Origin of the sequence: Oceanospirillum maris DSM 6286, assembly GCF_000422865.1 — a bacterium.
In the GTDB taxonomy this organism is placed as follows: domain Bacteria; phylum Pseudomonadota; class Gammaproteobacteria; order Pseudomonadales; family Halomonadaceae; genus Oceanospirillum; species Oceanospirillum maris.
In genome coordinates this window covers 29336-42546 of the sequence record NZ_KE383937.1, presented here as the reverse complement: position 1 = coordinate 42546, position 13211 = coordinate 29336, and the positions used below count along the sequence as shown (strand labels likewise).

The following is a 13211-nucleotide window of genomic DNA, read 5'->3' as shown; positions in this document are numbered from 1 at the left end:
CACGGTTTAAACTCTTTACTTTAGTCGTAAATGCAGCGCAGCATTGTTACCTTTCATACGGATAAGGCCTATCGATGGAGGTTCAAGCTGGTGGCCTTATGTGAAAAAAAGACATCATTTTTGTTACAGAACGAATAACCTCTTCCCACTAAAGGTTATTATTTGCCTTGATGCTAAGTTATCAGTACACGACAATAGTCTTTTATTTCAACATCAGGTGCTAAAGCATGTTTCAAGGCTGGGTATTAGTCGTTATCTCACTGGTCTATATCGCTATTCTCTTCGCCATAGCTTGGTGGGGTGATGCGAAAGCTAAAAATAGCAAAGCGAGATTAACCTCCCGCCGCCCCGTTGTTTACAGTCTTGCCTTAGGCGTTTACTGCACTTCTTGGACATTTTATGGCACCGTAGGACAAGCAACCCATAGCAGCTGGACATACCTAAGTATCTTTGTCGGCCCTATTATTATGTACGTGTTATTTTCTGGGCTAATCCGAAAAATTATTCGTGTCAGCAAGAAACAAAACGTCACCTCTATTGCCGATTTTATTGCCTCTCGCTACGGAAAAACTCAAAGTCTTGCAATTCTTGTCACATTAATTGCCCTAGTGGGCACTCTGCCCTACATCGCCTTGCAACTTAAGGCGGTCACCATGTCCTACAATGTCATTACAAGTTATCCAAACCCATTGGAAGACAATAGTGTTCACCTTTTTAGTGACACAGGGTTTTATGTCGCGATTATGATGGCGGTATTTGCCATTATTTTTGGTACACGCAATATAGATGCGACAGAACACCATGATGGCTTAGTGCTCGCCATCGCTTTTGAGTCCATTATTAAGTTATTGGCCTTTATTGTAGTTGGCGCATCCATTACCTACGGCATGTTTAATGGCTTCAATTTTAATGGCTTCAATGATCTTCTTACCCATGCTCGCTACTACCTTGAAATAGAAAAAGAACTCAACAAAGACCCGATCAGCAACGGCTTTTTAGCCCAAACCTTATTGGCTATGCTGGCTATTCTTTGTTTACCTCGCCAGTTTCATATGGCGATTGTTGAAAATACCCATGTGGAAGATGCCCGTACCTCTCGCTGGGTTTTCCCTGCCTATCTTGTCTCTATCGCTTTTTTCGTGCTGCCTATTGCTGCAGCAGGCCTGATTATTTTCCCCGATGGTACGGTTGAACCCGACACCTTCGTACTAACATTACCCATGGCAGCTCAAGAAGGTGGGTTAACATTACTGGCTTTTATCGGTGGCTTTTCAGCGGCAACCAGCATGGTGATTCTAGCCACTATTGCCATCAGCATTATGGTTTCTAACGATATTGTGATCCCTCTTCTGCTTAAATTTCGCTGGAGCGGAAACACATCCCATCACGATTTTGGGCAACTGGTATTACGAATTCGGCGCATCACCATTATAGGTGTTCTCGCCCTCGCCTATTTAACCTACCTTGCCATCGCCGAATTTAATTCGTTAGCGGCAACAGGCTTGCTCTCTTTTGCTGCGGTTGCTCAGTTTGGCCCAGCCTTAATAGGTGGTATGTACTGGAAAAGAGGCAATCGATACGGTGCACTAGCCGGTATGTCCAGCGGCATTTTAATCTGGGGTTACACCATGATGCTGCCAAGCTTGGCCAATGCAGGCTGGGTAGAATCAGGACTGTTTGCTGATGGCCCTATGGGTATTTACTGGCTAAGACCGGAATCGCTCTTCGGCTCTCGTATGGATTTCTTAACCCACGGTGTATTTTTCAGCCTTGGGGCCAATCTAATACTTTATATTGCGGTCTCTAATATTACGCGACAAAGGGTAATTGACCGCATCCAAGCGTCTGCCTTTATCGACAGCATTGATACTCGAAATACAAAATCAGCCCGCCCTTGGATGGGATCAACATCAGTGGGCGACCTGATGTCTCTTTGCGAGCGTTTTCTGGAGCCAGAACCTGTCGACAAAGCCTTCTCCGATTACTTTTTACACAGTAACAAAGAATCTTTCCGGCCCGATGACAGAGCTAGTATCGAAGTTATTCAGTTTACCGAACGCTTACTAACGGGGGTACTTGGTGCATCTTCTGCACGAATCGTGATTAATTCAGCACTACAAGGTAAAGAGATTCAGATTAGCGACGTTATCTCGATTGTAGATGAAGCCTCACAAGTGCTGGAATTTAACCGGGCCTTACTACAGGCAACCATAGAGAACGTCAGCCAAGGCATCTCCGTGGTGGATCATAACTTAAGATTGGTTGTCTGGAACCAGCATTATCTTGATCTCTTCAACTTCCCAGATAACCTTATTCGTGTGGGCGAGCCTATTGAGAATATCTTCCGCTTTAATGCCCAAAATGGTGAATACGGTCTTGGAGACCCTCAAGACCAGATTCAACAGCTACTCGACAATATTCGCTATGGTGAACCCCACCGCTATGTGCGCTACCGCAAGGATGGCTCTGTACTTGATGTAGAGGGTAATCCTATGCCTGGCGGCGGCTTTGTGTATACCTACCAAGATATTACTCAGCAGAAGCAAACTGAAGAAGCCTTGATTCAAAGTGAAAACAATATTCGAATTTATACCGATAATGTCCCAGCGCTTATTGCCTACTTTGATACCGATTTACGTTATCTCTTTACCAACAAAGCTTACGAAGAATCCATGGGGGTTGATCGCACAACCATCATTGGTCAACCTATCTACAAAGTACTAACCCTAGGCCAATACGAAGCCCGACGCCCTTATATCGAAAAAGTGCTCAGTGGCAAACGTACCATTTTTGAGCTTGAACAAGCTCTCGATAATGGCAAAATGCGTTACGGATTAGTCACCTACACTCCTCATACTAACGACCAAGGCGAAATCCTTGGTTTCTTCTCTTTATATCAAGATATCACTGAACGCCGAAAAGCAGAGATAGCCCTTAAAGAAACGAACAAAACACTTGAAGAGCGTGTTAACGAGCGTACTCAAGAGCTATCAGATCTTAACCAAGACCTAATGCAGGCCAAGCAACTGTCTGAGCAGGCTAATGCCTCCAAAACACGATTCTTAGCTGCCGCATCCCATGATCTACTGCAACCATTAAATGCCGCACGCTTATTTACATCGGCCCTTGCTCATCAAGTAAAAGAGGAAAACCCTGATCAATATCGTATGACCCGTAATATTGATAGCTCGCTGAAAGCCGCAGAAGAACTTTTAAGCACCTTGCTGGATATATCTAAATTGGATGCAGGTGCATTACAGCCGAACATTAGCACCTTCCGCTTAGCGGCTATTTTAAAGCCATTGAAAGCAGAATTTGGCGTAATGGCAACCAATAGAGGCCTACAGTTCGATGCCGTCGATAGTAAAGCTATCGTAAGAAGTGATAGTCAAATGCTACGACGTATCGTACAGAACTTCCTTTCTAACGCTGCACGCTATACTCAGCACGGTAAAATATTGCTGGGTTGTCGCTATATTAAGCAAGGTGTACGTATTGAAGTTTGGGACACAGGCCCAGGGATTCCAGAGGAAAAACTGAGCGAAATTTTCCAAGAATTTAAACGGCTCGATCACCCTGAACGCCATAATAAAGAAAGTGAAAAAGGTTTAGGGTTAGGCTTGTCGATTGCTGAACGGATGAGCCGAGTACTTAATCACAATCTTCAAGTGCGCTCATGGCCCGGTGAAGGCACGGTATTTAGTGTTGAAGTCCCCTTTGGCCTAGAGGCCGATTTACCCCGAGAGCAACCGGACAAAAAAGCCAGTGCCTCAGGATTGAGACAGCGTAATAACCCTTTAACGGGACTGCATATTCTCTGTATTGATAATGAGCCACTTATTCTAGAAGGGATGGAAGCGATGCTGAATAACTGGGATTGCCGTGTAAGTAAAGCAACGACCATTGGTGGAGCCAAATCAGCTATACGTAATTCGGGAATACCCGATATAGTCTTGGCGGACTACCACCTTGATAACGATGTAACAGGCGTTATGGCTTTATCCGCGATCCAAGAGATTGTGGATGAACCATTACCTGGCATTATGATTACCGCTGACCGAACAGAAGAAATTGCAGAGGAAATTCGTCGAGAGGGCTACACCTTGCTACATAAACCCCTAAAACCTGCGCCCTTAAGGGCCATGGTGACTCGAGTATTGAAAAGCCATAAGCTAAAAAATTAAGTGATTAGATTAAATATCACATAAAAAAACCGCTAGCGCATCAATAATAAAAGAGATGCTGTTAGCGGTTCTTGCTTACAAGGCTAAAAATATCCATAAAATCAAAGCAGCTTATTCAGCAACCTTAGGCGGATCAACTTCTAGCTGTTTAGCGGCAATAACCGCTTGAGTACGACTATGTACACCCAATTTACGCAAAATAGCCGTAACGTGAGCTTTAATTGTTGCCTCTGAAACGTTCAGCTCATAAGCAATCTGCTTGTTAAGCAAACCTTCCGTTAACATATTCAAAACACGAAACTGCTGAGGTGTCAGGGTAGACAAGGCTTCGGCAAAACGAGCTTGTTCTTCACTAACTTCACTCAAAGTATCTGCATTTGGCAACCAGATCTCACCATTGAGTACGTCTTTAATCGCATCAGCAATTGTTTCCAAAGATGACGATTTAGGAATAAATCCCGACGAACCAAAATCAATAGCCCTTTGAATAACGATAGGTTCCTCTGTACCAGAAACCATGATGACAGGAATGGCGGGGCACTGTCCTCGTAAAAAAACCAACCCAGAGAAGCCATGGGCTCCGGGCATATGCAGATCCAGTAAGATAAGGTCTGCGTCGGCATTTTTGCTGGCTGCAGTCTGTACAGCCTCCATGTCTTCAGCTTCAACAATCTCGGCTTCAGGTGCTACCTGCTTTACCGCTTGCTGCAGCGCGGCGCGAAACAATGGGTGATCGTCAGCAATTATAATTTTCTGTGCTAATGCCATTAATCTCCTCCAACTCCCTGCTAGTCTTATAGTTTTTTTACTATTTTTTAGTCGCTATTACTATTCTTTAGTCGCTAATAGTACATTATTGTTGACACTTTTGCCTGCAAAAAAAAAACCTATACGCTGCCGTATAGGGTTTTTTATCACACGCAGTTCTTAGGCCTAATACCTAAAAATCATGGCTTAAATCTAACGATTCAAACGTGACTCAATCAAGTTATCAACAACACTTGGGTCGGCCAGTGTTGAGGTATCACCTAAACCATCACATTCATTGGCTGCAATTTTACGCAAAATACGGCGCATAATTTTACCGGAACGCGTTTTAGGTAGGCCATCAGAGAACTGAATTAAGTCAGGGGTTGCAATTGGGCCGATCTCTTTACGTACCCACTTAACCAGCTCTGCACGCAGCTCATCAGTCGCTTCAGTGCCTTCATTCACTGTAATGTAAATGTAGATGCCTTGACCTTTAATATCGTGCGGATAACCCACAACGGCTGCCTCAGCAACGTCTTTATGAGCAACCATCGCACTTTCGATTTCAGCGGTACCCATACGGTGGCCTGATACGTTGATAACGTCATCCACACGGCCGGTAATCCAGTAATAGCCATCTTCATCACGACGAGCACCATCACCGGTAAAGTACGCACCAGGGTAGGTACTGAAATAAGTTTGCACAAAGCGTTCATGATCTCCCCAAATCGAACGAGCTTGACCTGGCCAGCTATCCTGCAGAATCAGACTACCTTCTGTTGCTCCCGATAGCTCTGTGCCTTGGCCATCAACCAACGCAGGCTGAACACCAAAGAAAGGCAGAGTTGCAGAACCCGGTTTCAAATCTGTCGCGCCTGGCAGAGGAGAAATCAAAATACCACCAGTCTCTGTTTGCCACCATGTATCAACGATTGGACAAGAGCTGTTACCAATTTTCTTGTGATACCACTCCCAAGCTTCAGGGTTGATCGGCTCACCAACGGAACCCAGCAAACGTAAGGAATCCCGCTTAGTATCACCCATGACATCTTCGCCTTGAGCCATCAGAGCACGAACAGCTGTCGGAGCCGTGTAAAGAATACTCACATTGTGTTTATCAATCACATCGCCAAAACGGCTATGAGATGGATAGGAAGGCACACCTTCAAACATTAAGGTCGTAGCACCATTAGCTAGTGGCCCATAAAGAATATAACTATGACCTGTAATCCAGCCAACATCAGCCGTACACCAATAAACATCACCTTCTTTATAATCAAAGATATACTGATGGGTCATAGAGGCATAAACCATGTAGCCGCCAGTGGTATGCTTCAGACCTTTTGGTGCGCCAGTAGAGCCGGAGGTGTAAAGGATAAACAGAGGATCTTCCGCATTCATCTCCTCTGGTGGGCAGATTTCTGATGCAGATTCATAAATATCGTGGAACCAAACATCACGATGATCGTGCCAAGCAATATCACCACCGGTACACTTAACAACAACAACTTTATCGACCGTTTTAACATGCGGGTTGGTTAGAGCTTCATCAACATTCTCTTTCAAAGGAACCGCTTTACCGCCGCGACGACCTTGATCTGATGTAATCACGATACGAGAGTCAGAGTTGATAATACGACCAGCAATCGCGTCCGGTGAGAAACCACCGAAAACAACAGAATGTACCGCACCAATACGCGCACAGGCCAACATAGCCACGGCTGCTTCAGGAATCATTGGCATGTAGATAGTAACGACATCACCTTTGCGCACGCCTTCATTTTTTAGGGCGTTAGCAAACTTACAGACACGGGTGTGTAGGTCACGGTACGTGATTTTCTCATCTTGCTCTGGGTTATCACCTTCCCAAATAATAGCGACCTGATCACCACGAGTATCAAGGTGACGATCAAGACAACTAACACTGGCATTCAATGTGCCATCTTCAAACCATTTAATATCAACATTGTGAGAATCAAAGCTTACATTTTTAACTTTATTAAACGGCTTCATCCAGTCAATACGCTGACCATGTTCAGCCCAGAACGCATCTGGCTGTTCAACCGATTGTTTATACATCTCTTCATATTTAGCTTTGTTTACTAAAGCACTGGATGCTATGTCTGCAGGTACTGGATATACTTTTTTTTGTTCGCTCATCTAAATCTTGCCTCTGTGCCGTTGAGGAAAAGAAACCCTAGGTGCTTTATTTTTATAATGCGAAGGTTTTAAAAAATAACCCCACCCAGAATGAATATTCGTAGCAAAGTTATACTGTCCTAAAGGAAGGGAAAACATTAGACCTTGGTAGAAGTATTTTTTCCTTTAAAATCAATAAGTTACAATGATTAATTTATTTTGTGACCAATCAACCACTGTTAGTTTCTATCCTTCGCAGGTGCACAATAGATAATCGTTCGACTTTAGACCAATACCATAACTATATTATATATCGCTATTACTGCATAAGAAGACGAGGATATTGCGTTTTATAAGCCAAATTAACCATATAACAATAGACTACTTAGTCATAAACCCCAACCAAAGGGTGGGGTTCAATCATTATCTTAGATTCAATAGAAGGTAGGAAGGCTGTCATTAACATATAAAACCTAATTAGATAGGCCAATAATAATCACAGCAATTAAAGAAGACAGGTTTATTTATCCATTGTTAAAATTTTGAATCCAGCTTAAACGCACTTGATAACTGCTCTTGCAAAGAGAGGCTCTCTTTCTTCAATTGTAGCGCCTGCTTGTGGTTCTCTTCCGTCACCTTGGCAGAATTATCAATCAATTGAGCAATGTGCTGGCTATGCTGATTAACCTCATTAGACATGGCGTGCTGCTCTTCTACAGCACTTGCAGTTTGAACCGTCATATCACAGATATAGCTGTTCGCATCGGTAATCACCTGCAATTGCTGACTCGCCTTATCCGCTTGGTCTGTACTTTTCTGTGCAGTTTGCTCGCTAGCATCCATATCCGCTAAAGCTTTTTGGGTCGCAACTTCTAACTCTTGCGTTAGCGTATGAATCTCATGGGTTGCAGACTGAGTGTTGTGTGATAACGAGCGAACCTCATCAGCGACCACTGCAAACCCACGACCATGTTCACCGGCCCGCGCTGCTTCAATCGCTGCATTAAGAGCCAACAGGTTAGTTTGCTCCGCAATCTCATTAATCTTAGAAAGAATACTGCGAATCGCGGAGACGGTTTTAGCTAACGTACTCAGCTGACCGGAATTTTCATGCACTTGTTCTGAAAGTGCAGCAATGGCGGACTGACTCGATTTAACCAACGAAAGGCCTGCACCACTAGCATGGGCCGCTTGCTCTGCAGAGCTTGCTGTCTGCTCCGCATTTCTTGCAATTTCACCACTGGCTATCGACATTTGTTCAATAGCGTCCGTCAATTGTGACAACGCGGCTTGCTGCGCCATCGTATCTTCCAAAGCACTATTAGAACGTTGGGCCGTAGCATCGGAATCCTGTAGCAATTTATGGCTTAAACGAGATATATTTCCTAAGCTACCGTGAAGCTTCTCTGCTAATTGGTTAAATGCCGTACTGATTTGACCAAACTCATCTTTGCTGACAATGTCTAATCTTTGGTCGATATACCCCTCTGCCAATCGGTGCAGCGCAGATGTCGCAATAACAAGAGGTTGACTGAAATAGCGAGCCATTAAATAGACGAGTCCACTGGCAACCAGAAGAATCAAGAGACTACTGAAGATCAACTGCCATGTTAGCTTATACAGAGGTGCAAGCGCGGAATCCCGCTCAACCAAAAGAATCAACCGCCAGCCGGTTTTCTCTAATTGAACTTCCTTAATAAAATACTGCTCTTCTTGATAAACAACACGCTGAAGCCCTGCAACACCAGCCTCCGCTGGCGTAAGTAGATCATCATAGCTTCGTTTCTGGATAACAAGTTCAGGATTGGGATGAGCTAAAAGCTGGTTATCTTGACCCACAAGCCATAACTCTGAAGGCCAACGAGTATCCAAACTTAAAAGGGACTTAACCAAACTAGTCAAGGTAATATCACCAGCAACAACGCCACCTAATGCACTTTTCATTGGTGCTGCTAGGGTGACAACTAACTCTCCCGTACTCGCACGGGGATAGGGTGCCGTCACGACTGAATGACCTTCTCTTTTTACTTGCTGATACCAAGGTCGCTTTCTCGGGTCATAGTCAGACGATAGGCTAACGGGAGGGAATGACTGAAGCATATCTCCCTGCTCTGTGCCGACGTAAAATAGATCAAAATGACCGGCTGTGCGGCTTAGTGTTAAAAATTCACTCACTCTCTCTTTTTCCACAGGTAGTGTTTCTGCCGCCGCATCCACAATAGCCGACTTACTGTCCAGCCAACCATCCACCAATGACTCAGCTTGATTTAGGGTCATGCCTAGCTGATCACTAATCTGAATGCTTGTTTCAGTCACTAGACGAGTCAGCGATAAGAGCGCAAGAACCACGCAACTTGCCAGCAAAAGACTTATTGTTGAAAGCAGCATTTTGCTTTTAAAAGACAGTGACGTCATTAAGAATCCTTATCATGAAGAAAGTGAGTTATAGAAAGAATGTTAACGACAAAGTTTACCTGTCTAATCAAAAAAAGCATCTAACCAAGCGTTACAAAATGCTTCAGATAACTATTTATTATTCATAATCAATAGATTGCAGTTAAATCAAGGAATAATCATAAGCCATCATCAACCATAAATAGGCTAAAGAGTCTCAGCTTCTTCAGAAAAATAAAGATACTCTAGCTCTTGCTGGCAGCCTTTACACTGATATTTAACACCTTGCGCCACTTTATTATGACGACGAATCGTTAATCCATGAACCCGATCAGGACAGCCACAGCGGTAGATATAATGCTGTCGAGCCGTTTTACTAACATCATAGCGATGGGTTGTTTTTGCCGGTACGCCAAGCACCTGCTCCATCACAGCCTGCCACTCTTGGCCGTGAGGTTTAATACGTCCGCCAAATTCACGAAAGACGATAAGATGTGCAAGTTCATGGGGCACAACATTCAACATAAAATCTTGATAGTTTTCCGCCATAAGTCCGAGATTAAACCGTAGCTTCCACTTTTGAAGATAAGCTTGGCCTGCACACTTCCCCCTTAAGCTAAGATCCAGCTCTGGAACAGGATAAGTTTTATTAAAATAGCGCTCAGCCCGCTTCATCCAATAGATCAAACCAAAGCGCAGAGCAACTTCTGCTTGAGTTTTATCCCTAGGGTCAGGGCAAAAAGGTAAAGCTTCTGAGTGTTTTTCCAACAAAATATCACCCTTCATTCGGTGTCCTTGGGTATCAGCACCATCATTCAGTATCACAATTCATAATAATGACCCGAGATGGTGGCAGCTTCGTGAGAAAAGCTCAATTGTCAGCTACCGTTCATAGGCGACACTGGTACAATAACGCTAGTTTAATGGCCCAATAAACCAGCGATAGCCTTAAGTAAAAAGAATCCCAAGTAAAAGGGCCATCTCCTTTTTGAGGTAATTATGAAAGAAGAATCTATTCCAGTATCGGTAATCGACGATGAGATCCTCGATCAACTTTATGATTTTCTAGAATCAGACAATGTTGATCCAGAGGCTCTCGATGTCATTGGCCTCCATGGCTTTATGGTGGCCTTGGCCGTATGCCCAGAGCCAGTGCCAACAGGTGAGTGGCTACCCGTTGCTTTTAACGGTATGCCTAAATTTGATGGCGAATTTACAGAAAATACCGTTATTAGCTGGTTAGAAACCATGCTGGATCAAACTCGGACTGTACTCTATCGCGGCCAAACCATAGAGCTACCCTTTGAGCCAGGACTGGAAGAAGATGAGGTTTTAGACGATAGCGAAGTGAGTGTTTGGTGTGCAGGCTTTATTGAAGCGGTTATGCTGCGCGAAGCGATCTGGTTTGGTCAGCATGAACAAGATGCTGCAGAGCTGCTGCTGCCTTTTATGGCGATCTCCTGCCTATTTCCAGAAGAAGAGCTTGATGAAATCGTCGCTGATTTAGACACCACAAATCGTTTGGCTGCCCAACTGCCAGAAATTCTGGTCGATCTGTACCTACTGTTCAATGCGCCGGCAGAAAAGCCTAAGGTTTTTCCGGGTAAAGGCCAAGGTAAAGCAGGTCGTAGTAATAATAATAGTAATAACAGTGGCAGTAAGAGTGGCGGTAATAAAAACGGTGGCTCCGCCCGTCGTTCTGGTAAGCGCCGTTAGTCTTTAGGCGACCTTGGTGACAAGGTCGCCTTTTTGAATAAATCAATTTCTAAAACTTAAGTAAAAAATCCCAGAAACAACGTCAGCAACAGTTAAAACGTTTGCCGCTGGCCATACAGCCTGTGATACACGCCCTGCTGTTGAAGTAGATCTTCATGTTTACCTTGTTCGATCACTTTACCGTCATCAAAAACATAAACACGATCAGCCTGTTTTACCGCACTCAAACGGTGAGCAATAATCAGCGTTGTTCTTCCCTGTAAAAAGTCAGCCATCGCCTCATGTAGATGGGCTTCTGTTTCGGTATCTAGCGCAGAGGTTGCTTCATCTAAAATAACCACCTTCGGATCCGTTAAAATCATACGCGCAATAGCTAAACGTTGCTTTTGCCCACCGGACAACCGCAACCCCTTTTGTCCAACCCGTGTATCCAAGCCTTTCTCAAGGCCTGTTACAAAAGGCTTTAACTGGGCAATATCAAGGGCGTGCCAAAGATCTACGTCAGTCAGGTCAACACCCAGTGTGAGGTTGTCTCTTACCGTACCGTTAAAGAGCGCGGGATGCTGTAGCACCGTTGCCACATGCTCTCGAATCACAGGCAAGCCAATATTTTCCATAGCCACACCGTTGTAGCTAACATGGCCGGACTCTAAGCGATATAAGCCCAAAAGCGCCTGTACCAAGGTGGATTTACCCCCGCCACTGGTTCCCACCAAGGCAACTTTCTCTCCCGCCTGAATCGAAAGGCTAACACCTTTGAGTACAGGCTCATTATCACCGTATTTAAGTTGTAAGTCTTGCAGCTCAATACTGGCCGTCGTCTCACCTTTGAAAGGGTTGCTAAGAGCAGGATAAACCGGCTCTTGTTCAAGCTTCAGCAATCCGTTGAGGCGACCTGTCGCAGCCTTAGCGGCAAACCAAGAGTACTGAATACCCAGCACCTCTTGCACCGGCCCCATCATAAACCAGAGATAACCAAAAACAGCTAACATCTGCCCCACGGTTAAATCGGAGTAAAGCACCATCAACATAGACAACGCACGAAAAACATCAAAACCAAACAGAAACACCAGAAAGCTTAATCGGCTCACCGCATCACTTTTCCATTCAAAACTGGCAGAGTGATCTTTTACATCGGCGGCCTTGCGTACGAGGCGTTTAATATAGTGTTCTTCTCGGTTACAGGTACGAAGCTGCTGCACCACATCTAACGTCTCCCCTAGAGCCATTTGGAACGCTTCAAAGGCAGAGTTCTGCGTTTTCTTTAAACGTTTAACATGTTTGCCAAGGCGCATGGTGACCCAGACAACCAACGGATTAAGCAACAGAATAAATAGTGCTAACTGCCAGTGCATCCAGAAAAGAATAACCGCCGCACCAATCAAAGAGAGAAATGCGACAATAAACCGGCTCACAGAACTACTAATAAACCGATCAATCGTATCAACATCCGTCACCAAATGAGACGCGACCGACCCCGCTCCAAGGTGTTCATATTCCGCCATTGAAATACGTGGCAACCGATCCAGTAAACGTTGTCGCAATGTAAATACGATCTCCTTAGAGATCAGTGTAAACTGCCGCGTTTGCCAAACATTTAAGACTAAAGAGATCGCCCTCATCATCACGGTCGCCACCAAGATAACGCCAATATAAAGCACCGGCCCATGCCAGATGTCCGGGAATAGAGAATCAATCCACGCTGCCATATTACCCGGTTGATGCAGTAACACTTCATCCACCATCAATGGCATTAATAATGGCAAGGGTACGCTAAACAGGGTGGCAAAAATCGCAATAACATTAGCAAGAACAAGCTCTCTCTTATGCTGCTTAACCGCCTGCCAAAGTGCCTGTGGCGTAATATCATCGGATTCAGCACGGGGGGAGTCTTGCTGATTTATTGAGCGCGATAATTGAGCAGAATCACGTCTATTTGAGTGATCTATATTGGGCGGCTTAGACTTCAAATGTGACACTCCTAATCAGGTATAATGAACGTTTGCGACAAGCTGTTAGCGATGCCAT

7 protein-coding genes are annotated in these 13211 nt (G+C 44.5%); 2 read left to right on the top strand and 5 right to left on the bottom strand.

Annotation, left to right across the window (positions count from 1 at the left end; all coding sequences use genetic code 11):
• The first annotated feature begins 227 nt into the window (after positions 1-227).
• Positions 228-4184, top strand: a complete 3957-nt coding sequence (locus G517_RS0114725) for a hybrid sensor histidine kinase/response regulator (RefSeq protein ID WP_028305040.1) — start codon at positions 228-230, stop codon at positions 4182-4184.
• A 111-nt stretch (positions 4185-4295) separates the two neighbouring features.
• Here G517_RS0114725 and G517_RS0114720 read toward each other — a convergent pair whose 3' ends face one another.
• The 4 genes from G517_RS0114720 to G517_RS0114705 all read right to left on the bottom strand — a co-directional run bounded on the left by G517_RS0114720 (position 4296) and on the right by G517_RS0114705 (position 10253).
• Positions 4296-4952 carry a LuxR C-terminal-related transcriptional regulator gene (locus G517_RS0114720; RefSeq protein WP_028305039.1) on the bottom strand — a complete coding sequence of 219 codons (657 nt, stop codon included), beginning with the start codon at positions 4950-4952 and terminating at the stop codon, positions 4296-4298.
• A 192-nt stretch (positions 4953-5144) separates the two neighbouring features.
• The gene (gene acs / locus G517_RS0114715) at positions 5145-7094 is read right to left on the bottom strand and encodes an acetate--CoA ligase (RefSeq protein WP_028305038.1); all 1950 of its coding nucleotides are present in this window, start codon (positions 7092-7094) and stop codon (positions 5145-5147) included.
• Between the two features lie 513 nt (positions 7095-7607).
• Complete coding sequence (locus G517_RS0114710; RefSeq protein WP_028305037.1) at positions 7608-9488, bottom strand: methyl-accepting chemotaxis protein; 1881 nt, start codon at positions 9486-9488, stop codon at positions 7608-7610.
• Positions 9489-9674: 186 nt separating this feature from the next.
• The gene (locus tag G517_RS0114705; RefSeq protein ID WP_211224309.1) at positions 9675-10253 is read right to left on the bottom strand and encodes a SprT family zinc-dependent metalloprotease; all 579 of its coding nucleotides are present in this window, start codon (positions 10251-10253) and stop codon (positions 9675-9677) included.
• Positions 10254-10466: 213 nt separating this feature from the next.
• On the opposite strand from G517_RS0114705, the gene G517_RS19415 reads away from it, so the two are divergent.
• Positions 10467-11183: a YecA/YgfB family protein gene (locus G517_RS19415; protein ID WP_051206456.1), complete on the top strand. Its 717-nt coding sequence runs from the start codon at positions 10467-10469 to the stop codon at positions 11181-11183.
• A 92-nt stretch (positions 11184-11275) separates the two neighbouring features.
• Here the strand turns inward: G517_RS19415 and G517_RS0114695 are convergent, their stop codons facing one another.
• On the bottom strand, positions 11276-13153 hold the full coding sequence (locus tag G517_RS0114695; protein ID WP_245543264.1) for an ABC transporter ATP-binding protein: 1878 nt from the start codon (positions 13151-13153) through the stop codon (positions 11276-11278).
• Positions 13154-13211: the final 58 nt, after the last annotated feature.